Origin of the sequence: Phyllobacterium sp. SYP-B3895 (assembly GCF_009647635.1) — a bacterium.
Classification (GTDB): domain Bacteria; phylum Pseudomonadota; class Alphaproteobacteria; order Rhizobiales; family Rhizobiaceae; genus Phyllobacterium; species Phyllobacterium pellucidum.
Genome location: NZ_WJIG01000002.1, coordinates 490,953 through 516,723, shown reverse-complemented (window position 1 = coordinate 516,723; position 25,771 = coordinate 490,953). Strand labels below are relative to the sequence as shown.

At 58.8% G+C, this 25,771-nt stretch carries 23 protein-coding genes; 6 read left to right on the top strand and 17 right to left on the bottom strand.

The genetic code is table 11. The features are described from left to right. Positions 1 to 206: 206 nt before the first annotated feature. Complete coding sequence (locus GF108_RS08860) at positions 207 to 2,363, top strand: mechanosensitive ion channel family protein (protein WP_153667668.1); 2,157 nt, start codon at positions 207 to 209, stop codon at positions 2,361 to 2,363. Between the two features lie 13 nt (positions 2,364 to 2,376). Here the strand turns inward: GF108_RS08860 and GF108_RS08855 are convergent, their stop codons facing one another. The 5 genes from GF108_RS08855 to GF108_RS08835 form a co-directional block, all read right to left on the bottom strand. Then, positions 2,377 to 2,628 (bottom strand): hypothetical protein, encoded by a 252-nt coding sequence (locus GF108_RS08855; protein WP_153667667.1) that lies wholly within the window; start codon positions 2,626 to 2,628, stop codon positions 2,377 to 2,379. Between the two features lie 89 nt (positions 2,629 to 2,717). Continuing rightward, positions 2,718 to 3,971, bottom strand: coding sequence for an O-antigen ligase (locus tag GF108_RS08850; protein ID WP_153667666.1), 1,254 nt, complete (start codon positions 3,969 to 3,971; stop codon positions 2,718 to 2,720). Then, on the bottom strand, positions 3,968 to 5,509 hold the full coding sequence (locus GF108_RS08845; protein ID WP_153667665.1) for an undecaprenyl-phosphate glucose phosphotransferase: 1,542 nt from the start codon (positions 5,507 to 5,509) through the stop codon (positions 3,968 to 3,970). The genes GF108_RS08850 and GF108_RS08845 overlap by 4 nt, the downstream gene beginning before the upstream one ends. 63 nt (positions 5,510 to 5,572) lie before the next feature. Further along, on the bottom strand, positions 5,573 to 6,715 hold the full coding sequence (locus GF108_RS08840) for a glycosyltransferase family 4 protein (RefSeq protein ID WP_153667664.1): 1,143 nt from the start codon (positions 6,713 to 6,715) through the stop codon (positions 5,573 to 5,575). A 7-nt stretch (positions 6,716 to 6,722) separates the two neighbouring features. Further along, positions 6,723 to 7,268, bottom strand: coding sequence for a polysaccharide biosynthesis/export family protein (locus GF108_RS08835; RefSeq protein ID WP_153668227.1), 546 nt, complete (start codon positions 7,266 to 7,268; stop codon positions 6,723 to 6,725). 240 nt (positions 7,269 to 7,508) lie between these two features. On the opposite strand from GF108_RS08835, the gene GF108_RS08830 reads away from it, so the two are divergent. After that, positions 7,509 to 9,656 (top strand): exopolysaccharide transport family protein, encoded by a 2,148-nt coding sequence (locus GF108_RS08830; protein ID WP_153667663.1) that lies wholly within the window; start codon positions 7,509 to 7,511, stop codon positions 9,654 to 9,656. Between the two features lie 12 nt (positions 9,657 to 9,668). On the opposite strand, the gene GF108_RS08825 is transcribed toward GF108_RS08830, so the two are convergent. After that, a complete protein-coding gene (locus GF108_RS08825; protein ID WP_153667662.1) occupies positions 9,669 to 10,799 on the bottom strand; it encodes a GNAT family N-acetyltransferase in 1,131 nt (376 codons plus the stop codon). Between the two features lie 161 nt (positions 10,800 to 10,960). Between GF108_RS08825 and GF108_RS08820 the strand changes: the two genes are divergently transcribed. Then, entirely contained in the window at positions 10,961 to 11,980 is a 1,020-nt protein-coding gene (locus GF108_RS08820; protein WP_172982599.1) for a polysaccharide deacetylase family protein, read from the top strand. 13 nt (positions 11,981 to 11,993) lie between these two features. On the opposite strand, the gene GF108_RS08815 is transcribed toward GF108_RS08820, so the two are convergent. After that, entirely contained in the window at positions 11,994 to 12,209 is a 216-nt protein-coding gene (locus GF108_RS08815; protein WP_027232416.1) for a DUF2842 domain-containing protein, read from the bottom strand. A gap of 158 nt (positions 12,210 to 12,367) precedes the next feature. Between GF108_RS08815 and GF108_RS08810 the strand changes: the two genes are divergently transcribed. Beyond that, positions 12,368 to 13,465, top strand: coding sequence for a COX15/CtaA family protein (locus GF108_RS08810; protein ID WP_153667660.1), 1,098 nt, complete (start codon positions 12,368 to 12,370; stop codon positions 13,463 to 13,465). 4 nt (positions 13,466 to 13,469) lie between these two features. Here the strand turns inward: GF108_RS08810 and GF108_RS08805 are convergent, their stop codons facing one another. Both GF108_RS08805 and GF108_RS08800 read right to left on the bottom strand, forming a co-directional pair. After that, a complete protein-coding gene (locus GF108_RS08805; RefSeq protein ID WP_153667659.1) occupies positions 13,470 to 13,853 on the bottom strand; it encodes a type II toxin-antitoxin system VapC family toxin in 384 nt (127 codons plus the stop codon). Further along, complete coding sequence (locus GF108_RS08800; RefSeq protein WP_153667658.1) at positions 13,850 to 14,089, bottom strand: type II toxin-antitoxin system Phd/YefM family antitoxin; 240 nt, start codon at positions 14,087 to 14,089, stop codon at positions 13,850 to 13,852. Before GF108_RS08800 ends, GF108_RS08805 begins: the two co-directional genes overlap by 4 nt. A gap of 164 nt (positions 14,090 to 14,253) precedes the next feature. On the opposite strand from GF108_RS08800, the gene arsK reads away from it, so the two are divergent. Continuing rightward, positions 14,254 to 15,468: an arsenite efflux MFS transporter ArsK gene (arsK, locus tag GF108_RS08795; protein WP_153667657.1), complete on the top strand. Its 1,215-nt coding sequence runs from the start codon at positions 14,254 to 14,256 to the stop codon at positions 15,466 to 15,468. Here the strand turns inward: arsK and GF108_RS08790 are convergent. From GF108_RS08790 to rplM, 5 genes are all read right to left on the bottom strand, one after another. After that, a complete protein-coding gene (locus GF108_RS08790) occupies positions 15,457 to 16,311 on the bottom strand; it encodes an aminoglycoside phosphotransferase family protein (RefSeq protein ID WP_153667656.1) in 855 nt (284 codons plus the stop codon). The genes arsK and GF108_RS08790 overlap by 12 nt on opposite strands. Then, on the bottom strand, positions 16,304 to 17,239 hold the full coding sequence (gene argC, locus GF108_RS08785) for an N-acetyl-gamma-glutamyl-phosphate reductase (RefSeq protein ID WP_153667655.1): 936 nt from the start codon (positions 17,237 to 17,239) through the stop codon (positions 16,304 to 16,306). Before argC ends, GF108_RS08790 begins: the two co-directional genes overlap by 8 nt. Positions 17,240 to 17,312: 73 nt before the next feature. Next, complete coding sequence (gene speB / locus GF108_RS08780) at positions 17,313 to 18,266, bottom strand: agmatinase (protein WP_153667654.1); 954 nt, start codon at positions 18,264 to 18,266, stop codon at positions 17,313 to 17,315. Positions 18,267 to 18,395: 129 nt separating this feature from the next. Further along, the gene (gene rpsI, locus GF108_RS08775; protein ID WP_027232424.1) at positions 18,396 to 18,872 is read right to left on the bottom strand and encodes a 30S ribosomal protein S9; all 477 of its coding nucleotides are present in this window, start codon (positions 18,870 to 18,872) and stop codon (positions 18,396 to 18,398) included. Positions 18,873 to 18,874: 2 nt separating this feature from the next. Then, positions 18,875 to 19,339: a 50S ribosomal protein L13 gene (rplM, locus tag GF108_RS08770; protein ID WP_153667653.1), complete on the bottom strand. Its 465-nt coding sequence runs from the start codon at positions 19,337 to 19,339 to the stop codon at positions 18,875 to 18,877. Between the two features lie 473 nt (positions 19,340 to 19,812). Between rplM and GF108_RS08765 the strand changes: the two genes are divergently transcribed. Then, a complete protein-coding gene (locus tag GF108_RS08765; RefSeq protein WP_153667652.1) occupies positions 19,813 to 21,219 on the top strand; it encodes a DUF1254 domain-containing protein in 1,407 nt (468 codons plus the stop codon). Positions 21,220 to 21,296: 77 nt separating this feature from the next. On the opposite strand, the gene GF108_RS08760 is transcribed toward GF108_RS08765, so the two are convergent. The 3 genes from GF108_RS08760 to GF108_RS08750 form a co-directional block, all read right to left on the bottom strand. After that, on the bottom strand, positions 21,297 to 23,258 hold the full coding sequence (locus GF108_RS08760; protein WP_153667651.1) for an elongation factor G: 1,962 nt from the start codon (positions 23,256 to 23,258) through the stop codon (positions 21,297 to 21,299). Positions 23,259 to 23,443: 185 nt separating this feature from the next. Then, entirely contained in the window at positions 23,444 to 24,364 is a 921-nt protein-coding gene (ppk2, locus tag GF108_RS08755) for a polyphosphate kinase 2 (RefSeq protein ID WP_153667650.1), read from the bottom strand. Positions 24,365 to 24,489: 125 nt separating this feature from the next. Continuing rightward, positions 24,490 to 25,728 carry an adenylate/guanylate cyclase domain-containing protein gene (locus tag GF108_RS08750; protein ID WP_246663895.1) on the bottom strand — a complete coding sequence of 413 codons (1,239 nt, stop codon included), beginning with the start codon at positions 25,726 to 25,728 and terminating at the stop codon, positions 24,490 to 24,492. Between the last annotated feature and the right edge of the window lie 43 nt (positions 25,729 to 25,771).

The following is a 25,771-nucleotide window of genomic DNA, read 5'->3' as shown; positions in this document are numbered from 1 at the left end:
CGAACATCGGACGGGCAACCAGGGTGCCTCCCTCCGATTGCCCCACCCGAGCGGGCCCGGCAATTGATGGCTGATCTCCCTTGCCAGCATGACCGCTTCGGCGGGCGATTCCGGGTTCGCTCGGGTGCATTGATACAGCAATTTATTCGTAACGCAGTTCGGCATATTGTGGGGCATAGTGAAAGAAATTTGTTGGGGGCGGGTTGATGGGTAGTGTCGTGTTTCGGGTATGGGCGGCGAGAGCGGCCGCGCTCCTTGCACTGGGCCTGATCGCCTTCATGGGCTGTGCCGCAACTGCCCGCGCGCAGACGGCGCCTGCGCCGCCTCCCGCGAAAGTCGAACAGATTTTGAAGCTCCTCGACGATCCCGAGGTCAAGGCGTGGCTCGAGAAAAAGAATGCCGCGCCGGCAACGGAAGAGTCGATGGGCGCCTCGGCGAATGATTTCATGAAGTGGTCCAACGCGATCCGTGCGCATTTACGCGGGATCGGCGAGGCTATTCCGGAAGTGCCGGGCGAGTTCGAGGAAGCCAGCGACACGATCATGACCGAAGTGCATGGTCGCGGACCGGGGGCCATCCTCGTTCTGTTCGCGGGCTTTGCCGCGCTTGGATTCGGCGCCGAGTTTATTTTCCGACGCCTGGTTGGCCGTGCCCATGAACGCAGCCTTGCCAACGTCACCGAGGCCCGTACCACCGCGCGCCATCACGTGATCGGCAAGGCGATATTCATCGCCATTGCGCCGCTCGTTGTCTTTGCTATCGCCAGCGTCGGTGCATTTCTTGCTTTCACCTGGCCGCCGCTGCTTTCTCAATTGGTGCTGCCATTGCTGATTGCGCTCATTGCCTGGCGCGCGATCATGCAGATAACAGCGGTTCTCCTCGGCACGCACCGCGCCTATGCAAGCGACGGCGTACACCCGCAACTGCGCTTGATCCCCATGGACGACGTCAAAGCGAAATTCTGGTACCCGCGCGTCGGTGCATTTGCCTTCATTTTTTTCGCCGGTTGGGCTTTGGCCGGCCTGATGGACGTTCTGAATTTCACGCCGAACGTCCGGAGTCTTCTGGTCTACATTCTCGGCCTTGGTCTGCTCGCAATTGGGATCGAAGCAGTATGGCGCCGCCCGGAAGCGCCAACGGAATCAAAGGTCTATCGTTTGAAGGAATGGTTGCTCACCTTCTACTTGTGCGTCCTTTGGCTGCTTTGGATCGCGGGCCTCGGCATCTTGCTCTGGGTCGGTATCTACGCGCTCGTGCTTCCCCCGATCTTGCGGGCGACGAGCGCGATCGTTCGCTCCTTCTTCGGGAGCGATGAAGAGGCGGCCAAGTCGCGCAGTGCGATTTTCGAAGTGCTCATGGAGCGCGGCGCGCGCGCCGTCGTCATCATTATCGCGGTTGCCTGGCTCGCATCGGTTGCAAGGTTCCGCGCAAGCGGCCTGATGGGCGACGAAAGCGCTACGCGCCTCATTCGTGGGGTCTTGAGCGGCGTCGTCATTCTGCTTGCCGCCGATCTTCTCTGGCAATTGGCGAAGGGCCTGATCAATCGGCGTATCGAACGTGCACGCATCGAAGGGGGCGATGAGGCCGAGCTTGCCCGCAGCGGCCGTCTGCTGACACTCCTGCCGATCTTGCGCAATTTCCTCGCCGTGCTGATCGTGACTATCGCGGTCATGATGGTGCTTTCCGGCCTCGGCGTCGAGATCGGGCCGTTGATCGCCGGTGCCGGCATCTTTGGCGTTGCCATCGGCTTCGGCTCGCAATCGCTGGTGAAGGACGTCATCAGCGGCGTCTTCTATATGACCGACGATGCGTTTCGCGTCGGCGAATATATCCAGAGCGGCAGCTACAAGGGCACTGTCGAGTCGTTCAGCATCCGTTCGGTAAAGCTGCGACACCACAGGGGTCCGATCTTCACGGTTCCTTTCGGCACGCTTGGCGCGGTGCAGAACATGAGCCGCGACTGGGTGATCGACAAGTTCCTGATATCCGTCAACTACGACACGGACATTGCCAAGGTCAAAAAGGTGGTGAAGGGGGTAGGGGCTGCCTTGCTGGACGATCCGGAAATGGGTCCACAGATCATAGAAACCGTAAAGATGAAGGGCGTCGAAGCCTTCGGCGACTACGGCATCAACTTGAGCTTTGCCATGATGACCAAGCCTGGGCACCAATCCACCATTCGCCGCCGCGCTTATGCAATGATCCGCGAAGCCTTTGCCGAAAATGGCATTGGTTTCGCTTCTCCGACCGTCCAGGTTGCCGGAAACGAGGATCACTCCGCGACCGCCGCCGCCGCCGCCCGCGACACGTTGCACCGCAAGAAGGCGGCAGAGGCGGCGAAGGCCGCTGAAGGCGAAGGCTGAAGCTCAGTTCGGTTCAGGGCGCAATAGTGTCCGCGCCGACACGCTTGCGCCGCATGATGACGGCATCGACCGCGAATTCAGCCATTGCCGTTGCATCGCGGTTGCCGATGATGAATGCCGCACGGACGAAACGTGCGAGCGTATTGAGTTCGGGATCATTCTTGTCGGAAAGTCCGAGCCTCTTGGCGGCATTGTCGAGGGCGAACTGCATGAGTTCGCCGTCCACTTTCGAATAGTTAGGATTGTCATCGTCGAAAAAGGTCAACGGCGGTCCACCCTCGATATTGGCGTCTCGTTTTCCCCCCGAACGCCTGGAGAAGATTTATAAATCAAAATGTTTAAATTGCCACAGCCTTATGCCGGAAAACTCGACCTTCGGTTCTGGTAGCGCGTTTCCAGCGCGACGCAGCCCCAGATAATGCCCACCAGTAGCCAGAAATGGCGCCAGTGGTCAGTGTCGATGATATTGCCGATTGCCACATGGGCGACATAGGCGAGGTAGGCGCACAGCAAATAGGGCTGCCAGGGCCGCTCGCGAAAGAGAATTCGAAGGCCAAATCCGAGCGTCAGCATCGTCAGGGTCAGATAGCTGATGAAGCCGATCCAGCCATAGTCGAGCGACGCCTTCAGCCAGATATTGTGCGTGTCTTCGCCGAAGATTGGGCCGAACTCGAGCGGACCGATGCCGAGCGGGCGATCGATCGACATCAACAGCCCATACCAATGGCGGGCAAAACGTCCGAACTGGGCCTCATCATAATCCTGGACCAGCTGCGCGCGCGCCGTGAAGAGTTCGGAGACACTTGGTATCTGCAGGGCGATGAGGACGGCCAGCAGAACGAAAACGACCGCAAGGCCGGCAAGGACGATGATCCGCAGGCGAAATTTGGGACTGGGGTTACGAATGAAGAGGACGAAGGCAACGCCCGCGATCATGAACACCGCCATGCCCCAAGCTGCGCGCGAGAAGGAAAGGAACACACCGAGCGTAATGATCAGAATCGGAACGAGCCTGACAGGCAGGGCGCGCAGATCACCGACCAGAACGCCGTGAACCAGCCAGGCAAGCGGCAGCATCAGGAACGGCCCGAAGACGTTGGGGTCCTGAAATGCGCCCATGGCGCGGCCGTAGCGGGTGAAAATATCCGCATCGGGAAATGCGTCGAAATAACCGAGAATGCCGAGCAGCGACGTGCATACCGCTGAAAGAATGTAGGCCTTGAACATCACCGACAGGATTCGTTCATTGGCATTGATGATGGCGGCGTAGAAAACGGCGGTGAGGCAAAGAAACAGCGACACGGCAATATACATTGGCGCTGTTTTCAGCTCGGGCATCTGGCCCATGGAAATCACGCCGCCGACATTGAATACGACAAGGATCGCCAGCAGCACGGCAACGGTGCGCGACAGCCGCAGGCCGAACAACGCCCAGATGCCGATAAGCCCGGCCATGTAAAGTTCATAGGGCGCCGGCTCGTCGATGACGAAGCCGCTGAAAAACACCCCAAGCCCCACAGCAAACGTCGAAATAAGCCCGATCAGGGCGCGATTCTTTAGCGCGTGCTTCGCCTTGTCCGCTTCACTCGTGGTTGTGATTGCGCTCAATAGGCGTTGTCCGTGTTGAGGAGGCGGATCGGCGTCAGGAACAGGATCTTGAGGTCGAACCAGAGCGACCAGTTTTCGATGTAGTAGAGGTCGAACTCGGTGCGCATCTTGATCTTTTCATCAGAATCGACCTCGCCGCGCCAGCCATTTATCTGGGCCCAGCCGGTGACGCCGGGCTTCACCCGGTGGCGGGCGAAGTAACCGTCGACGACTTCATGATAAAGAAGATTGCGGGTGTGGGCGTAAACGGCGTGGGGACGGGGGCCGACGAGCGAGAGCGTACCCATCAGCGAGTTGAAGAACTGCGGCAGTTCATCGATCGAGCTCTTGCGGATGAAACGGCCAACGCGGGTCACGCGCGGATCGTCCTTCACCACGGCGTTGCGGGCGGTCGGATCGCACATGTCGGTGAACATCGAACGGAATTTCCACACCTCTATCAACTCGTTGTTGAAGCCGTGGCGCTGCTGCTTGAAAATCACCGGGCCCTTGCTCTCGAGTTTGATGGCGATTGCCGTGCCAATGATGACCGGGCTGAAGATGATAAGTCCCAACAGGCTGAAGAAGATGTCGAAAGCACGTTTTGCCACCGAATCCCAATCATTGATCGGCTTGTCGAAAAGGTCGATCATCGCGACCGAGCCGATGTAGGAATAGGCGCGGGGCCGGAACTGCAGGTGATTATTGTGCGCGGAAAGCCGGATATCGACCGGGAGCACCCATAATTGCTTCAACAGGGAAAGCACGCGCGCCTCGGCCGTGATCGGCAGCGAAACAATGAGCATGTCGATATGGGCGATACGGGCGAACTCGATGAGCTCGGCAATATTGCCGAGCTTGGGATAGCCGGCGACGACGGCAGGCGAGCGCTTGGCGTCGCGATCGTCGAAGACCCCGCAGATGCGAATGTCATTGTACGGCTGCTGTTCGATCGACCGGATAAGCTCCTCGGCAGGCTTGCCGCCGCCGACGATCACCGCGCGGCGTTCCATCTTGCCGTTGCGGGCCCAGCGGCGGATCAACCTCGACATCACGAGGCGAAAACCGACAAAGGCGACGAGCGCGGTCACGTACCAGGCCCCGAACCAGAGGCGCGAGAAATCCTCGGAGACCTTGAGGAAGAAACCAGCCAGCGAGATCAGGGCAAAAGCACCGGAAATGCTCAAGACAAGGCGGCCGATCGTATGAAACGGATCGCGCATGACCGCAAGCTGATAGCTGTCCGCAAACTCGAGAAAGAGGATGCTTAGCGTTGCCGTTGCGAATATCGCCGCTGTGTAGTGCATCAAAGAATTCGCGGGCGAGCCGACATAGATGATGAAGACGGCAAAACCGACAAACGCAATGATTGCGAATTCGATCATGCGCATGACACCGCTGATCATGACGGGAGAATTGGTGTTGCGCGCATATTGGGAGGCAATGGCGTGAGCGATTGGGCTCAGTTTAGCCTTCTCCTCGACCGGCTTGGCGGGCCGCGAAGCAACGCTGCGCACAGCATCGCGCGAAAACCCGTGGTCGGCTTTTCTGTCTTTCATGATTGACCCTGAAGTTGTAGCGGCCCTCATTAGCACGGATCGCCCTGAAATACAGAAAAGAAACTAAGCTTGTGTTGCAAGCGCTGAGAAGTACTCGGCCTCCAGGCCTGCGGCCATGTTTGCTACGCCGAACTTCTCGCGAAGGGCGTGTATATCGGGAAGCAGCGCATTGAACGCAGCAAGATCGCCGATGGCGCGCGTCATGGTTTTCGCCAGCGCCTCGGCGTTCGGCTCGACGAGCGCGAGCGACGTTTCGCCAAGAATTTCAGGAATTCCGCCAACCCGGCTGGCGATGACAGGACGTCCGGCGGCAAGTGCTTCAAGCACAATATAAGGCAGCGCTTCGGCACGCGAGGGAATGACAACCACCTTGGCGAGCCTGAAAGCTTCGCGCGCCTTCATGGGCATGAGAAAGCGAATGTGCGGTGCCAAACCGTCCCTTTGCGCCTGCTCGATGATGGCGGCGCGATCTTTGCCGTCCCCGATCATCACGGCTTTCAACGTGTTCCCGGATGCGGCGCTCGCCTGCGCCAGCGCGCTTACAAAAATATCCGGTCCTTTTAGTTCGCGAATCTCGCCAATGAAGACGAAGTCCGCCGCATCGCCGTCCAAAGGGACTGGTTCGAACTCGCTGTCCTTGAGGCCATTATAGATCAGTGCATGTCGGCAGCGCGGGACACCGATCTTCTTGGAATAGACGCCTTGCTCATAGGCCGAAACGAATATGATCCGGTCAGTCATCCGTTCCAGCAGCCGCTCAACGCTAAAAATGACGCGCCCCTGCATGCTTGCGGGATCGAAATGAAGGCTGCCGCCGTGAGGCGAATAGAAGCGCGCGACCTTCGAGCCGGTGAACCGCAGCATCGATCCGAAAAGGCGCGCATAGGTGCCGCCTTTTGCGCCGTGGCCATGCAGGACGTCGGGGGCCATCCTGGCGATGATCTTGTAGGTGCGGAACGCCGCAATGGCATCGCCGGGACCGATCTGGCGTTGCATGGCGATCCGCTCGAGGCCAAGTTCGAGCTTGCCGTGCATCTCGTTGAGCAGCGTTTCCTCGAAGGCGCCGCCGGTGGACGCGTCACAGATCACGCCAACCTTGTGCCCCGCCGCCACCTGCGCATCGATGAGATCGCGCACATGACGGAATATTCCGCCGACGGGGGCGCGAAAGCAGTGGACAATCCGCAGCGATTTCTCGTTCGTCATGACAGGATCAGAAGAACCGTTCGCGCACGTAGAGCGTGTCGCCGGGCAGCACCTGTTCGGAAATGATGATGCGGCCGGTCAGGCTCTCGCCATTGATCTGACGGGTAATGTCGACATCGGCCTGGTTGGCGCGCGGCGTAAACCCGCCGGCAGCGGCAATCGCCTTTTGTGCGGTCATGCCGGGAACGTAGGAATATTGGCCCGCTGCGCCGACTTCGCCCATGATGAAGACAGGACGATATCGGTCGATTTCCACTGCCACGTCAGGATCGCGCAGGAAGCCTTTGCGAAGTTTGGCGGCAACCGCCGCCTCTATCTGTTGTATTGTCTTGCCGCGGGCAGGAACGCTGCCGACAAGCGGAACCGAAATATAGCCGGCCTGGTCTACGCTATAGGTATTGGTGATACCCTCCTGATCGAAGACGGTCAGACGTATGCGGTCGCCAGCATCCAAGAGGTACGGCTTGTTGATCGCTGCGTTGAAGGCAGGGGGAGCCGGCCGGTAACTGGCGCATCCACCGAGCGTCATCGATAGCACGCCAATGGCGACCATTAAGATCTGTTTGCTGGACACGGCCTGAACCCTAACGACAGTTGCAACGAGAATTCTCGATTCTTGCTGGGATTATCAATTCATTAGGGTTAATGGCTGGTAAAATATCGGCAAAAGCCGGCGCTTCATGTGCATATGAATAGCATGCCTCAATTTGATCATGCATTCGCAGCAGATATTCTTAACGCGCTGGTTACCATAGGCATTTACCATGTCGCCGATCGAAGTGGAGTTGCATGAATGGCCGGGGCGAGCACTGTCGGTAACGATGTAGACATTGATATAGGTGCCTTGTTCGCCAGCCTCTGGCGAAGCAAGTGGCGCATCCTGCTCGGCTCAATTCTGCTGACGGGGTTGGCATTTGCTGCCTTGTCGTCCGTTTCGCCAAAATATCGGGCGGAAACGCGGATACTCATCGAGACGCGCGAGTCCATATTCACCCGGCCGACGACGCAGCAGGCGGACGATCGGGCGGTCATCGATCAGGAGGGCATCAAGAGCCAGGTCGAGGTGATCAATTCCTCCGATCTCCTGAAGCGCGTCATCGTCAAGCTCGACCTCGGCAAGAATCCCGAACTTTCGGCTGGAGCCGAGCCATCGGCGATCGGACGCTTCTTCGGCGAGGTGGGTATCGGCAAGAACCCGGACGTAGAAACGCGGGACGACTATATTCTTCAGGGCGTGCGCGATCGGCTTGTCGTCTATGCCGTACAGAACTCACGTGTCATCGTCGTACAGTTTTCGTCGAAGGATCCGGCTCTCGCTGCCGCGGTCGCCAACGCCATTGCCGACGAATATATTGCCACGCAGCAGGCGTCGAAGTCGCAATCGAACGAAGACGCCACGGGCTGGCTGCAGCCCGAAATCGACGATCTCAGCAAGCGCGTTAAGGAAGCCGAGGCCAAAGTCGCAGCTTTCCGCAGTTCTTCCGATCTCCTCATCGGCCAGAACAATGCCGTGCTTGCAACCCAGCAATTATCCGAGCTTTCCTCCGAATTGTCGCGCGTCCGCGCTAACCGCGCCGCTACCGAAGCAAAGGCCGAAAGCGTGCGTACGGCGCTTGCCAATGGCGCAGCTGTCGAAACGCTGCCAGACGTGATGGCATCGCCGCTAATCCAGCGGCTGCGCGAGCGGCAGGTGCAACTCAACAATGACATCGCCGACCAGTCATCCACGCTTTTGAGCGGACATCCACGCATCAAGGCGTTGCGCTCGCAGCTTGCCGATCTCAATCAGCAGATCAGGCTCGAAGCCCGCAAGGTTCAAGGCTCGCTCGAAAGCGAGGCTGAGACGTCGCGCCTGCGCGAAGCCCAGCTGATCCGCTCGCTCGATGAATTGAAGGCGCAATCGTCGAGGGCCGGCGAAGAAGAGGTGGAGTTGCGCGCGCTTGAGCGCGAGGCCACAGCCCAGCGGCAATTGCTCGAATCCTATTTGACCCGCTACCGCGAGGCCTCGTCGCGGATCGACCGCAGCTCGATGCCCGCGGATGCCCGCATTTTTTCGCGGGCCGACCGGCCAATTGAGCCCTATTTTCCGAAGATTTTGCCGATGACCATTGCGGCATTCGTCGCCTCGCTGCTGTTGCTGAGCATTTTCACCCTGCTGCGTGCGCTGTTTACCGGAGCGGCCCTGCGCCCGGCGTACAATACACGGGAGGTCCTCGCGGAACCCGTGCCTCCCGCACTCCCGCTCAGTCCGGCGACGCTCGCGATTTCGGGCCCGGAAGAAACCCCGCGGCCAGCAATCGAAACTCCGGCGGAGGAGGCACTCACTATTCGGGTTCAACCGGACCATTCCGGAGTTGCCAATGTGGCCGACCGGCTGATGGCAAGTGGGGCGGCGCGAGCGGTCGTTGTTTCCCCGGAGGGTGATGAAGCTTCGGCCCTTACCATATTGCTGGTCCGCGAGCTTGCCGACCGCGGCGTGCGTGTCATCCTCATCGACATGACCGGTTCTGGCGAGATCGGCCGTTCCATGCTCGACGAAAAGAACCTTCCGGGCATCACCAATCTGCTCGTATCCGACAAGCATTTCAGCGATGTGATCCACCCTGATCACTATTCGCAGGCCGAGATCATTCCGCTCGGCAATCACGACCCGGCCAAGGCGATGCAATCGGTTGGCCGTCTGCCCATGATCCTCAATGCCTTGCAATCGGCTTATGACCTTGTCGTGATCGATGGTGGTGCGGCCACCGTCAAGGAGTTGAAACATATCATCGCCGATGGCACCGAGCTTATCCTCGGCGTCGTCGACCCCGATGATCCCGATGTAGTGGCGACAGCCAAGGCGGTGTTCGATGCCAAGCTCCTGCAGCCGGAACTTCTGACGGCATTCAACAAGGAACAGTTGCGTCTTGACGGCGGAAGGATTGTTCGCTCTGCCTAGCGCTCGGCCCTGCTAGGATTGGCCGCGGAGCTTCGCGCGTGCCGTCTTGACCATGGCCCAGACTTTTTCGTTCTGCTTGATCCGGCGCACCACTGAGCCGCGTGCGCCGAGATAGAGCGAGAACAAGCGTCCCTTGGCAGTCAGGCTGATGTCGTTGTCGTAGGTTGGCGTCTCGATTTCGCTCCAGCTGCGCTTGTACGGCTCGTCCCCGATGCCGAAACTGTAGATGGCGAGATCAGAGCCGCAGCTTTCCTCGATATCCTTGTAAAACAGAAATTCACCCGGGCTCGTATTGACGAGTTCGTCGTCGGCGATCCCGACGAAGTCGATGAAGGTCATGCCCTTGGCGTGGGATTTACCGAGAACCGCCCGATATTTGCCTTTGACTTCCAGAGCCCGCAACTGAAAACGCGGCGCGGCGGCATTTGTTTCGTCGGCAAACAAACGGTGGAAAAACTCCTTTACGCCCTTCGGCTCATAGGTGTTCGTGATGCCTGCCCGCGCCAGGCGATCAGACTTCCAGGCAAAATAATCGTCGAGCATGTTCCTGCTTTCGGCGGCGCTGGCAGCCGTGACGATCTTGAAACCGCCTGCGTCGTCATAGCGCCGGACCACGTGCCGATGCTTCTTCATCTTTCGCTTTGAATTGTGGCGGTTGAGAATGGTCTCGAAACTGCCATCAAGCCGGATGGCGAGGCTGACATTGGGGTTAGTGCGATGTGGCAACTGCATTAGTGGATTGGTAAGGCCGGCAAGCTCGGGGAGCTGGCGTGAGAGCGTAACGACGTCGATGTCGGGCCTTGACCTGTGCAATGCCTGAAAGAGACCAGTCAGATCGTCTTGCGCGATAGCGAGGGTCTGCAAAAGTGCGGGAAAATTGCAGTTGGCGTGGGGTCCGCCGACATAGCACGCAATGCGGAGGCTTCCTCTTCGCTCGACCTCCAGCGGCAAGAGGAGGACAGGGGCGCCGTCCATGAAAAGTGCCGCAACGAGACAATCGGAATTGGCGGATGATTGCCAGCAGGCGAACCAGTGTGCAGTCTGCGCAGCGCCCGCGAGAAACTCACCTGCAAAGGCATTCCATAAAGTCGTTGCTTCGCTGGCATCGACAACGATTCGAGGCACAAGCCGGGAAGGAGCCATATTGTTTTCCGTCGGGGAGAAAGTTAAAGAGGACTCATTGATCAGTATTTTTTAAACATTTAGGTTGCATGAATTCCTGAAAACAACCCTCCGATTATTCTTGATTAGCGTAAATTGGTGAAAGAATGGTCCACACGGCTGATTTATTACGCAAAGCCGTGATGCGACTGGCTTGGCATAGTGGTTTCGCGCAAGGCGCGCGCAATCGCTTTGGCGGGCTCGGTTCGATAATCATGCTGCACCGCGTCCGTCCCGACTGCATAAGTCCGCTCGGTGTTACGCGCTCGCTGTCCATCACCCCGAAATTTCTCGACGAGATTATTGTCTCGCTGAAAGCGGAGGGAACCGAGTTCGTGTCGATGGACCAGATGGCCGATCGCGTTGAGAACGGCGTTCGCAGCTATCGGCGTTTTGTCGCGGTAACGCTCGACGATGGCTACAACGACAATCTCAACCATGCATATCCCGTGTTCCAGAAGCATCACGTCCCATTCACGGTCTATGTGGCGCCGGGCTTTATCGAAGGCGCAGCGGTGCTCTGGTGGGAAGTCGTCGAAAAGCTGGTCGCGCAGACGCCATATATCAAGGTGCCGGGCGGGCCGGAGTGGCGCTGCTCGACTGTCCTCCAGAAACGCGCGGCTTTTCATGGCCTTATGCGGTATTTCTCATATACATTGACGGAACTGGAGCAATTGCCGGTCCTGCGCGAAATGTGCACCGAGGCCGGAATATTGTGCGGCGTTGCGGCAGATCAGGACGTCATGACTTGGAAGGAATTGCAGCAAATTTCGGCCGATCCCTTGTGTACGATCGGCGGCCACACGGTCCACCACTACAACCTCAAACGTCTGACCGCCGGCATGGTAGCCCAGGAAATGCGCCAATCGGCGGATATGATCGGTGATCATCTCGGCAAACGCCCCGTCCACTTTGCATTTCCCTACGGGTCCGCCAAGGCGGCCGGCAGGCGTGAAGCCGAGATAGCGAAAGATGAGGGCTTCGTTTCGGCGGTGACGACGCGCCATGGCACGATCCATGTCGAACACCGAACCAATCTGCATGCATTGCCACGCATATCGATCAACGGTCGCTTCCAGAAACTCGTCTATGCCCAGACGATGATGAGCGGGGTGACGACACCCATTGCCAATGCCGGCCGCAGAGTCGTGCAGGGCGATTAAGGACGTGCCAGGCTCAGGCCTTCTTCTTCGGCGCCTTTTCCATCCAGCTGATGATGAACATTGCCGGGACGACCCACAATATCCCTGTGCCGAAGAAATAGAGGAGATGGATCCAGGGGCTGGCATTGGCGAGGAGGGCAACCGCGAAGACCGTCGCGATGATGGCGTAGACACATACCAGCGCCACGAGCAGAAATGTACCAATGAGTTTCTTCAGCCGGACCGGCATCGCATTCTCCAAGTTCAGCGCTTCCTGTAGCGCCTAAAAACCCGATCGGAAAGCCAAAAAGCCCGCCATGCTGGAAAAACGCGACGGCGTGTCGCGCGAGCCCAGGTTGTCTTCGCCACCTTTATGCGGCACCTATCCGCAACCGACAGGAGTATACGATGACCGATCAGACAATCAGCGCCGGCGCGATCAGCCTTATTCAGGATCGCGAAGCTCGCAACCGCCAGTACGTGCGGATCTGGCTTTATCTGGTCCTTATTGTCCTTGCCACGATCGTCATCGTCGGTGGAGCCACGCGTATGACCGGCTCCGGTCTTTCGATTACCGAATGGAAGCCGATCCACGGCATCATTCCGCCCATCGGTCACGACCAGTGGATCGAGGAATTCGACAAGTATCGCCAGATTCCCCAGTACGAACGACTGAACAAGGGCATGAGCCTTGCCGAGTTTCAGCAGATCTTCTGGTGGGAATGGGCGCACCGCTTTCTTGCACGCAGCGTCGGCTTTCTCGTCGCCTTGCCGCTCGTCTTCTTCTGGCTCACCGGCCGTCTTGAGCGCCGCCTGAAGCCGCGCATGGTCGGCATCCTCGCGCTCGGCGCGCTGCAGGGTGCGGTTGGCTGGTGGATGGTGGCGTCCGGGCTCGTAGACCGCGTCGACGTTAGCCAATACCGTTTGGCCACCCACCTGACGCTCGCCTGCATCATCTTCGCGGCGGTAATGTACGTGGCGCGCGGTCTTGCCGTTTATTCCGAAGCCCCGGCCAGGCGCTCGATCCAGCGCTTTGCCGGCTGGTTTGTCGTATTGGTATTCATCCAGATCTACCTTGGTGCGCTCGTCGCGGGTCTCGACGCGGGACTATCCTACAACACTTGGCCGCTCATGGATGGCTCGGTGGTTCCGGGCGATCTTTTCCCGATCCAGCCGATCTGGCACAACTTCTTCGAGAATCCGAAGACGGTGCAGTTCGTGCATCGTTCCTTTGCTTATTTCGTCTTCGTCGTGGCGATCTGGCAGGCCGTCTCAGTCAGCCGCAATGCACCCGGCACGACCCATGCACGCCGCGCCGTGCTTCTCGCGGTGATTGTCGCGCTGCAGGCGGCGATCGGCATCACGACGCTCTTGATGATGGTGCCGATCGGCCTTGGCCTTCTTCATCAAGGCTTTGCAATCGTTCTGCTCGGATTTTCGGTTGCGCACTGGCGCGCCACAAAGGGCAGCTATCCACATGAGACTGAGGTGATCGCCGGAAGATAACTGATCATCGCGCCCAGAGTTGCGCGACTTCGCGGAATTCGTGGATGACGGCGTCGACGTGCAGCAGGATGAGTCCATCGGATTGGGCTTGTGCGACGAGCATGCGGTCAAACGGATCGGCATGGGCCCAATCAAGCCGGCCCCTCAATTCTGCGTGTGCCGTCGACATGGACAGGGGCAAAAAGCCGTTAGCTTCGATGGCGGCGTCGGCTGAGCCATTGAAGCGCAATTTACCCTTGGCGCTCTTGATTGCGATTTCCCAAACGGATGCTGCGCTTACATAGACTGTATTATCAGGGTTTGCGATGACCGCTCGCGCCGTTGCGCCCATCTCTGAGGCCCCGGCATCCCACCAGAGAAGCACGTGGGTATCGAGCAGAAGGTTCATGCGTTGCCGCCACTGAAGAGCTCGACAGTCTGATCATCCACAGCATCGAAATCCTCCGCGATATAGGATATTCCGAGCGCCTTTGCCGGGTGCCGTGACTGTTTCTGTTTCGGCAATGGTCCTAGTCTGGCCAAGGGCACGCCATTCTTGACGATCACCACTTCTTCACCGGCCGCCGCACGGTCGACAAGGTTGGAAAGATTGATTTTTGCGTCATACAGATTGACTTTGTTCATTGACGGCGTCCTGACCAACTTGACCAATGTAAGGCCCCCATAGGGCGCTCGGTCAAGTTGGTCAGGCACGAGATTTTGTACGGAACCGTTTTCCGCGAAGGGGACTCAGTGTAGTTCTTGGCTGCCGCTCGCAAGAAGCGGGACAACATGTGGAAACGAACAGAATGACCCTAAGTGCGAGACGCTCACTGGCCGCTGTCAGCGCTCTCGGCGTTTCGCAAATCATCAGCTACGGCACGCTCTATTACAGTTTCAGCATTCTGGCGCCGGCGATGGGCCAGGAGTTTGCGCGCTCGCGCGAATGGCTGTTCGCTGCATTTTCCGGGACGCTGCTCATCGGCGGCATCATTTCACCTTGGTCGGGGCGATGGGCAGATCGTTTCGGCGCGGGGCGGGTCATGACGCTTGGTTCGCTTGCTGCCGCAGTGTCGTTGCTGGTCTGCGCCTGGGCGCCGAACTGGAGCATCTTTGCTCCGGCGTTGGTGACGACGGGCATCGCCACGCCGTTCATCCTCTACAACACGGCCTTTGCGGTTCTGGTGCAGATCGATCCGCAAGCCGCACCTCGGCGAATTACCCTGCTGACGCTCATTGCCGGTTTTTCCTCGACGCTGTTCTGGCCCTTGGCGACAGGGCTCTTGAAATGGTTCACCTGGCGCGAAATCTTCCTGTTTTACGCCGGTCTCCAGCTCTGCATCTGTTTTCCGATCCATTTCTGGCTATCGCAGATGACCAGACGATCGCCGATGCTAAGACCGGACGTGTCATCTGATCCTGCAACCTTCGATGCCGGCTCCTTGCCCCTGGCAAGCCGCCGTTCTGCCCTCATTCTCATTGCCTGCGGCTTCTCGTTCGGAAGCTTTGCCCTTTCCGCGATGCTTGTGCACCTCGTTCCGGTTCTGGCGGCGGTGGGGCTCGGCACGTCAGCGGTGCTGGTCGGCACGATCTTCGGGCCGTCTCAATTTGCGAGCCGTCTCGTCAACATGGTACTCGGTCATCGGTTCTCGGCGCTCGCCGTTGCTATCCTCTCCACGGCCCTGATCCCGCTCGCATTCCTCATGCTGCTCCTGCCGCCGCCGGTGCCGCTGATTGCCGGCGCAATACTGTTCGCCATGCTGTTCGGCATGGGCTCGGGACTGAACAGCATTGTCCAGGGAACGCTCCCTCTCGCCCTGTTCGGGCATCGAGGTTACGGCGAAATTCTCGGCAAGATCACCGCTGCGCGCCTGACTGTGTCGTCAACGGCGCCCTTTATTTTCGCATTTATCCTTGAGCAGTTTGGTCCGCATGCGGCGCTCGCCATTGCCGCCTTTGTTGGCTGTTGCGGTGTCGTCACCTTCCTGATGGTCGCGCGCCTTGTACGCCGTTCATACCAGTGAAGCGAGCACGCTCCGTACCGCCCGCGCGACCGCCAGACTGCGCTCGGCCTCTGCGAAGTTTTGATCTTCCGTGTGCCAGGAGGCGGAGAGCGCCGCGTGGGCCATGGCATAACCGAGAATGGTGCGAATGTCGCGATCGAAGGCGCGCGAAAACGTCCGCGCCATGGTCGCGACGCGCGTCTCGCTCGCTCTCAGATCCTGACGATCCAGCGGGTTGTAGAACATGTTGGCCGCGTCATACATCGGATCGCCGAGAAGGCCTTTGGGATCGATGATCAGCCAGCCCCTGTCGCCGAAGAGAATGTTCTCGTGGTGGACATCGCCGTGCAGCGGCTGCACGTTCATTGGTTTGTTCATCAGTTCGTCTGCGATCCGTGCCGCCTCCACGAACAGGCTGTCGACGCCATTCCTGTAGTCGCTTTCCGCCTTTGCAAAGAGGCTCGCAAACTGCTGTTGGATCGGGATGAGGTCGGGCGCGAAAGCTCGGTCGTCGTGCTGCGTGTCCAGAAGTTTGCGCAACACCTCGACGGCGATCGCGGTTGCCGCTTCATCGCCAAATTCGTTGAGATGGTCGAGAAGGGTGCGCCGGCCGGCATATTCGAGCAGCAGCAGGTTGTCCTTGATCGCAAGGACCCGGATCGCGCCGCTGCCGTCATGCCAGTCGAGGTAATGAACGCCAGGCAGTTCGTCCTTCATGCCGATCGGCGTCAAAGCCTTGACGATGGCTGGCGTTCCATCGGGTAGCCGCACCTTGGTAATGCGGCTTGTGGGCGTTTCGGCGAGAAGTTCAGGGGAGGAGACGTTCCACTCGGCGGGAAACGTCTCATTCACCGTATCACCCATGGCCGATCATGAGATCGAGGTTCTGCACGGCCGCGCCGGACGCGCCCTTGCCGAGATTGTCGAGGAGCGCAACCAGATTGACCTGTCCCTGATCCTCCGAGCCGAAGACGAACAATTTCATGATGTCCGTGTCGCGCAGTTCTTCGGCGTCGAGCCGTGCAAGTTGCACGCTGTCGGCAAGCGGAACGACCTGGACGATATCCTGGCCTTCATAGTGGGCACTCAGCGCCGCGTGGATGTCGCCCAGCGAAGGTTGGCCATCGAGATCAGCCGTGAACAGCGGCACCTGCACAATCATGCCTTGTGGAAAGCGTCCGACGCTCGGTGAAAACAAAGGGCGGCGCTCGAGGCGGCCATGCATCTGCAGCTCCGGCACGTGCTTGTGCTTGAGCGGCATTGCGTAAAGGAAATTGTTGGCCGTGATATGGTCCGGGTTGGCTGCGTCCTCCATCTGCGCAATCATTTGCTTGCCGCCACCCGTGTAGCCGGAAACAGCGTTGACGGTGACCGGATAGTCGGCGGGTAGAATGCCGGCATCACGCAGCGGGCGCACCAGCGAGATCGCTCCGGTCGGATAGCAACCGGGATTGGCGACGAGCCGGGCGTCGACGATCTTCTGCCGCTGCGCGCGGTCGAGCTCGGCAAAACCGTAAGCCCAGTCGGGATGCACGCGATGTGCCGTCGAGGTATCGATGATCTTGGTCGAATTGTGCCCCTCGAGGATTGAGACGGCTTCCTTCGAGGCGTCGTCCGGCAGGCACAATATGGCGACGTCGGCTTCCTTCAAGAAATCGGCCCGCATATCGCGGTTACGACGCTCGGCTTCTGGAATCGAAAGCACGTCGAGATCGTCGCGGCCCGCAAGGCGCGTCCTGATTTGCAAACCTGTTGTGCCGTGTTCGCCGTCGATGAAGATCTTGGGTTTCATGTCGTTGCCCTTGGAAGCTTTGAATTCAGATAGTTGGGGAGAAAAGCGGATTCAATGTCTAAGCTGATCGCAATCAGCCTCGTCGCGCTTTTTTCTCCGCCAGCATACCAAGGTAATACATCGCGATTGTGGCACCTGCGATGGCCGTTACATCCGCATGGTCATAGGCAGGCGCGACTTCGACCACGTCGGCGCCGACGATATTGAGTTCCGTCAGATGCCGCAACACCGAGAGGATCTTTGCTGAAGATGGCCCGCCTGCAACGGGGGTTCCGGTGCCCGGTGCAAAGGCCGGGTCAAGGCAATCGATGTCGAAAGTGAGGTAGACCGGCTTGCCGGCGGTGCGCGCGATAATCGATTTGGCGATCTCCGCGGCCGAGAGTTCCTCGACCTCGTAGCCATAGACGATCTTCAGGCCGCAATCGTCCGGCGCATGGGTGCGAATGCCGACCTGGATCGAATGGGCGGCGTCGATCACGCCGTCGCGCGCGGCGCGGCCGACGAAAGAACCGTGATCGATGCGCTTGCCATCATCGTACCAGGTGTCCTGATGCGCATCGAACTGCACGAGCGCGACCGGCCCGTACTTCGCCGCATGGGCTTTCAGGATCGGCCAGGTGACGAAATGGTCGCCGCCGAGCGAAACGAGAAAGGCGCCAGACTTGATGAGCTTGGCGGCTTCGCGTTCGATGGTAGCGGGCGTCTTCTGGTGGTTGCCGTAGTCAAGCAGACAATCGCCATAGTCGATGACGGCAAGATCAGCGAAGAGATCGCGATGGAACGGATATTGCGGGTCATTGTCGAAAATCGCCGAAGCGCGACGGATCGCCTGCGGACCGAAGCGTGCGCCCGGCCGGTTGGAGACCGCCGAATCGAAGGGGATGCCCCACACCACCGCTTCCGCGCCCTTGAGGTTTTTCGTATAGCGCCGACGCATGAAGGAGAGGGCGCCGGCATGGGTCGGATCGCTCGCCGCGCCCGTCAATGCGCGCGCTGTGAAGGCGTGGTCGATGGATTTCGATGGCATTGAATTCTCCAGGCAGGGCAGAGGGGCTAAGCAAAGCTTTTACTCGATAACCGTCATATGCCTGCGACCGCAACAAAAAAGCGGACCCGAAGGCCCGCTTTCTGTTCTTGTCCAATTGAAGTGCTGAGATCAGCGCTTCGAGAACTGGAACGAACGACGGGCCTTGGCCTTGCCGTACTTCTTGCGTTCGACAACGCGGCTGTCGCGGGTCAGGAAGCCGCCCTTCTTCAGAACGCCGCGCAGAGCGGGCTCGAAGTAGGTGAGGGCCTTGGAAATGCCATGACGAACGGCACCGGCCTGACCGGAAAGACCGCCGCCGGCAACGGTGGCGATGATGTCGTACTGGCCGGCACGGTTGGCAGCAACGATCGGCTGCTGCAGGATCATCTGCAGAACCGGACGTGCGAAATACTTGCCGTATTCCTTGTCGTTGATGACGATCTTGCCGGAACCCGGCTTGATCCAGACGCGGGCAACCGCATCCTTGCGCTTGCCGGTCGCATAGGCGCGACCCTTTGCGTCAAGCTTCTGGACATGGACCGGCGCTGCGGCAGGCGTGCTGGCGGCAATGGTGCCGAGAGCTTCGAGCGAATTGAGCTCAGCCATTCTTATGCGCTCCTTTTGTTCTTGCTGTTCAGCGCGCCGACGTCGAGGACTTCGGGAGACTGAGCTTCGTGCGGGTGGTTGGAACCAGCGTAAACGCGCAGGTTCTTCATCTGGCGACGGCCGAGCGGTCCGCGGGGAACCATGCGCTCAACAGCCTTTTCAACGACGCGTTCCGGGAAACGGCCTTCGAGCAGCTGACGGGCAGTGCGTTCCTTGATGCCGCCGGGATGGCCCGTGTGCCAGTAGTAAACCTTGTCGGTCAACTTCTTGCCGGTGAAGACAACCTTGTCGGCATTGATGATGATGACATTGTCGCCATCGTCAACGTGCGGGGTGAAGGTTGCTTTATGCTTGCCGCGCAGGCGGTTGGCGACGAGAGTGGCGAGACGGCCGACGACGAGACCTTCGGCGTCAATCAGGATCCACTTTTTCGTCACTTCTGCCGGCTTCTGAGAGAAGGTAGCCATTGTGTTCGTCCTTGAGATCATCCTTCACGAAGGAAGGCTTTTCTTGTTGCTTGCGTTGCACGAAATTCGAAAATTCCGGCAACAATGAAAAGCGGCGGCAAAAGACCCACCGCAGTCGAGAGGTTCAATATAGGTCCGGGGCAAACACGTCAAGCACTAGATTTCGTCAAATCTAGCAAAACAGTGTTAAAAAACAATGTGTTAGAAAAAAGGTATTATATTACCGCATTATTTTTGCTCTCGCCGTGCCCGCCCCAAGCTGAAATGTAGCAACTAGCAAAAGCCTGACTCATTTGCCGGGAGAGTCTGACTCGTTCCGGCGAGAAGCCTGACTCAAGCGTCACTGTTTCGCCGCCAATTAACCGTTGCGTACTTCCCAAACCACCCATCGTACATGGTAAAACGCAATTTGTTGTTGCCAGCATAGCGAGACGCCTTGTCGGCGTCATAACGTGCACCGTTGGAGATATCTCATGCGAGTTCGGTTCCCTGCACTCGGCATTCTGCCACTCATGGTGTCTTCCGCTGCTGCGGTGGATTTCACACCCGACCAATTGCACCAGCGGACAGTCGAACGGCGGGCAATCGAGGCCGTGAACTGGGGGATACCCGTCGTCAATTTCGACCGGATGCTCCAGGCATTCACGGACAAGGGTGGCAACTTCAACCAGGTCGTCTATTGGTCGGGTCTTCCAGACTGGAAGAACCAGATGCTGACGCCGAACCCCGATACGATCTATCTGCTGCCGTTCTACGACACCAAGGCGGTTGGGCCAGTTGTCATCGAGATACCACCTGCCGGGACTGGGGGTTCTATTACCGGAACGCTGATGGATGTCTGGCAGGCGGCGCTGGAGGATGTAGGACCTGCAGGGGCCGACAAAGGCAAGGGTGGCAAGTTTTTGATCCTGCCACCGGGTTATAAAAAAGCCACGCCCAAGGGATACATTGTCCTGCCGTCCTCGACATACGAAGGCTACGGGCTGCTGCGCTCGATCGTGAAGGGGAGTGGTCCAGAAGCCATCAAAAAGGCTGTAGACTACGGTCGCAGGGTAAAACTCTATCCGCTGTCCAAGGCGGCCCGTCCAGACAAGACGGCGTTCGTCGACGTGCTGGGCGTCGAGTTCGACTCGACAATCAGGTACGACCTGAGCTTCTATCGGTCGCTCGATCGGGTGGTCCAATACGAGCCGTGGCTACCACGCGACAAGGTCATGGTCGACATGCTTCGCTCCATCGGCATTGAAAAAGGCAAGATGTTCAATCCGGATGAGAAGACTACTGCCATTCTCGAAGCAGCGGTAGCCGAGGCGCATGCCTGGATCGACAGCAGCTACGAAACGGCGTTCAAACCTTATTTCGATAATGCATATTGGGCGGTTCCTGCACCGTCGGACCTGGTAAAAACGGCGGCGACATTTTACGAAACGGCAGACACCTATCCAATCGATTCCAGGGGGTTGACCTACTTTTGGGGATTTTCCAGCGTGAAGCACCTTGGAACCGGTCAGTTCTATTTGATGTCGACGAAGGACAAGACGGGGCAGGCACTCGATGGCGGCAAGAGTTATAAACTGACTGTACCCGCTCATGTTCCCGTGAGCCAATATTGGTCGGCGGTCGTCTATGATAGGGCAACTCAGGCACTCGTCAGAGACGTCCTGTCTCCAAGCAAATCGTCCATGAGCAAGGGGCTAACCGTCAATGCGGACGGCACGGTCGATCTCTTCTTTGGTCCTATATCTCCCGCAGGCAAGGAAACGAACTGGACCCCGACCAAGCCCGGAGGTCGCTTCGAAGTGCTGTTCCGGCTTTATGGGCCGCAAAAGCCACTGTTTGAGAAGAGCTGGAGTCTTCCAGATATCGAGCCTGCTGACTAAGAGATGTGGTCTATTGAAAAATGCGCCAGGGTGGGTTCGTGTCTGCCAGCCCTTGCAGCAGGCACGCAACCCGCCAGTCAATGCTCGTTCGCGTGCGCGCCTTGCGCCTGGATTATCGCATCCGCTTCCTTGCCGTACATTTCCTCGAAATGGTCGAATGTCTTGGCGAATGTGCCTATGCCCTGCGTTGCCGAGCGTAGTGTGCGCGCAAGTTCATCGAGGGCGCTGCCCGGAATGAGGGCCCGGAATATATCCCAGCCCTTTGCCTTGTCGTCGCGGTCGAACCCGAGCACCTGTCCCTTGAACGACGATATGATCGGCACCAGACTTCCGGAATAGATCGAGGGGATCTTGATCTCGACGCGATAGATCGGCTGCATCAGCACGGACGAAGCCTGGGCGAGCGCATCGCGAACACCCATCTTCCCGGCCGCGCGAAAGGCGAATTCGGAACTGTCGACCGAATGGTGCTGGCCGTCAGTGAGCGTTACACCGACATCGATGACCCGCAGCCCCAGGGGGCCCTTGTCCATGGCTTCCCGCGCACCTGCCTCGACCGCCGGTATGAAGTTGCGTGGCACTGCGCCGCCCTTGACCGTTTCGGCGAAGCTGAAGCCTTCACCGCGCCCATTGGGCCTGACGCTCAACTTCACGTCGGCAAACTGTCCGGCGCCGCCCGTCTGCTTACGGTGCCGATAGTGGACATCCGATGATTTCGAGATCGTCTCGCGGTAGACCGGGCTCGGTGGCTTCTCGCTGACATCCACGTGGAAGACTTCGGCCAACGTCCGGCAAATGTCACGCAGATGTACGGGCCCTTGGGAACTGATCAATTGCGCACCGGTTCCTTCTTCCTGGGCAACCTTGATGCCGCGATCGGTTTCGGCCAATTTTGCCAGTGTTTCGGAAAGCTTGGTTTCATCGCGTTCGCTGCTTGGAACTAGTATGCGCTCCATCATCGGCGTGGGTGCATTGGTCCAGTTCGGGGCATCGACGGCTGCATCCGTGCCCAGCAGCGAGGGGACGGGCAGGTGATCCGACTTGACCGTCGCAAAGACATCACCCGCCGACGCGGCACCCGAGGCAATCGGCTTTCCGGTGCCCGGATCCTGCACCGGGCCGAGCCGTGCGCCCGCAAGCATGGTGCCCTGTTTCAAACCGTCCGTGAAAGCACGCACGAGAATGGTCTTGCCGACATTCTGGCGGTGGTAGGCGTGAAACCCGACGGCGACCAGAGCGCTTTCGGAAATGCTACCCGCAGCCGACAGCCGCTTGCGCAGCACGTCAGCCTGCGGCGCTTCATGGCGGAGCGCCTTCATCAGTCGCATGATGCCGTTGCTGTGGCTTGCGGCCCCGACGAGCACCGGAATGATCCGGTTTTCGCGCAAGACCCGTGACGAGATCGCATAGACCGCATTCGTTGCCGGTTCACGGTCTTCGATCAATTCCTCAAGCAGCCAGTCGTCAAATTCGGAGAGGTGTTCAAGCAGTTCGGCGCGCGCTTCATGTTCGCGCTCGATAAGGTCTGGAGGGATTTCGATCAACGAGGATGGCTGCCCCTCGCGGTAGCGCCATGCGCGCTCGGAAATCAGGTCGCAACTGCCGACGATCTTGTCGCCCTCGCGAATGGGAATCTGGCGAAGGATGAGTGTGTGATTTGAGTAATCCTGCAGTGCGGCGACAACGTCACGCAGTCGCCCGCGCGGTTCGTCCATCTTGTTGACGAAAAGGATGCAGGGCGTACCCGACGCTTCGATCGCGCGCAGGTATGGCGCAGCAAGGACGGCTTCGTCCGGGTTTGTTGAGACGCACAGGATGCAGGCATCGCTGGCGAGAAGGGCGTGGTGGGCATGAGCAATCGCTTCGCCTGATCCGGGCGTGTCCAGCGCGCACCACGCCTCGCCACCGAACTCGAATTCCGTCAGGCCAAGTCCATAAGGAGAAACAGATTTTCGTGGGGAACCTTCAAGTGAGCCGAGTTTGTCCACGAGCGTGGATTTTCCGGTTTGCGAAGGTCCGAGTACCGTAAAGCAGCGCATGGCGATCCTCCCTCTGCCAGCATCACAAAATCTCCGCTGGAAGGATGATGCCCTACACGGGCCAAAATCGCTAGGGACACGCGCTGATTTAGATCGTTGCCTTACCCGCCGGGAGGGTTCCTTGCTTGGTGGAGTATCCCGCCATCGAGAAACCGAACTGTTTCTATCTAAACAAGAGAAGCGCTCTAATATTTCGCCGGCACATAGAGTTCGGGCGGCAGGACCTTGCGCTCGTAATCCGGATTGAACACGCGCTCGGGAAGGGCGATGTCCTCGTGCGGCACCTCCTCGTACGGGATGCGGCTGAGGAGGTGATCGATGCAGTTGAGCCGTGCGCGCTTCTTGTCATTGCCTTCGACGATGTACCAAGGCGCTTCGGGAATATTGGTGCGAGCGAAAGTTTCTTCCTTGGCCTTGGTGTAGGATTCCCAGCGAACGCGCGACTGCAGGTCCATCGGCGAAAGTTTCCACTGTTTCAGCGGGTCGTGGATGCGCATAAGGAAACGCATCTGCTGTTCCTCATCGGTAATCGAGAACCAGTATTTCACCAGCCTGATCCCGGAGCGAACCAGCATGCGCTCGAACTCCGGCACGTCGTGGAAAAATTCCTGCACCTGATCTTCACCGGCAAATCCCATGACACGTTCGACCCCGGAGCGATTGTACCAGGAACGGTCGAAGAGCACGATCTCGCCGCCTGCCGGCAGGTGCGGCACGTAGCGTTGGAAATACCACTGGGTCTTTTCGCGATCCGACGGAGCAGGCAGCGCAACGACGCGGACGATACGTGGGTTGAGGCGCTGCGTAATGCGTTTGATGACGCCGCCCTTGCCAGCAGAATCGCGACCCTCGAAGATCACGACGACCTTTTCCTTGTGATAGGCAACCCAGTCCTGGAGTTTGATCAGTTCCGACTGCAGGGAGAGCAGGGCACGGAAGTAGTCGATGCGCGGAATTGAGGGCGGATGCGACTTGCGATAAATCTTGCGTATTTCCGCCGAAAGCGCCGGCTCGGAGAGTTCCAGCTCGTAATCCTCGTCAAGCGTGTCGGCAAGCTCGGCTTCGAGCCAGTCCTGTGCATCGGAATGTTCCTTGGAATTGTTCATATCGCCTCTCCGGGATTGGCCAACTGACGGCGGAGCACATTTTGCTACTGTGCCGTCGGTTATGCCACGCCCTCATGAAGGATTTTTGAAACAATTGTGAACCGGCGCGAGGCCCTGTCGCTCCTCTATGCGGGCGACAGCACGGCGGCCTTGTCGCGTTCCTTTAACCCAAAGACGTCGAATGGCCGCTCGAGGCCGCGCAGCCGATGCGAACCAAGACTTTCGAATTCTTCGCCGCAATCGGCCATCTCCACGAACGCCTTCGACAAAAGGACCGGACGCTTGATTTCCTTGGTCAGGCTCTCGAGGCGCGAGGCGATATTCACGGCCGGGCCGATCACCGTGAAGTCAAGCCGGCTGCGCGACCCTATATTGCCGTACATCACGTCGCCGACGTGGACGCCGATGCCATAGCCGAGCGGGTTGCGGCCCTTGCCAACGAGATCCTCGTTGAGCGCCGCAAGGGCGGTCTGGGCTTCGTTGATCGCCTGCAGCAAATTGCGGCAGGCCATGGGATCGCTCAGCGGGAAGATGGCAAGCAGCCCGTCGCCCATGAATTTCAATATTTCGCCGCCATGGCGGGCGATGGGCTCGGACATGGCGTCGAAGTAGCCGTTCAACAATTCGATAACGTCGTCGCGCGGCCAAAGATCGGATATTCCGGTAAAATCGCGCAGATCGCAGATCAATATGGCGGCGCCCACCGTCACGCCGCTGCCGCGCGTTGTCGCGCCAGCTAGGATCTGTTCGCTCGCGTGCGGGCCGACATAAGTTTCAAGCAGCGTCCGGGCGAGGCGATTTTTCAACCGAATTTCGCTGACGAGTGCGAGGGCGGGCAAAAGGTCGGTGAGGTAGGCCACGTGTTCATCGCTGAAACCGCCAGGCGCGTCGGCGGCAAAGGTGACGACATGTTCCTTGCCGAGGGTGTGGTAAAGCGGCCAGGCGATATAGTCGGTGAGGCCTTCTGACCGCAACTCGTTATAGAGCGGATAGGTTTCCCCGCTATTTTCTTCGAGCCGCCACCTGATTTCGCGCACGCCACTCCTGATCTGGTCGATCGGGCTGTTGCGATACCGTTCGGTTTCCTCGATGCCGTAGCCGAACGTCTGGATATCAGCCTTGTCCAAGCCCGTCTTCCAGAGAATCCGCGCGCCGAGCCACTGGGGATGATGGGTTCTGAGATGCAGCGTCGAGCGGGCGACCGGCACGCCGTCTTCCATAAGGCGATTGCACAGCTCGACGAAAATATTGTCGATGAAGCGTTCTTCACGGGTTGCATGCACGAGCCAGTCGAGCACCTTGCGCCGTTTGGCGGGCCAGGCCAGGTCACCAACGAGCGGAGGAACAGTGGATAGGGCTTGCATTGTGAATTTCTCCGTCATCGTTAGTCCAGGCTACACCCTTAAA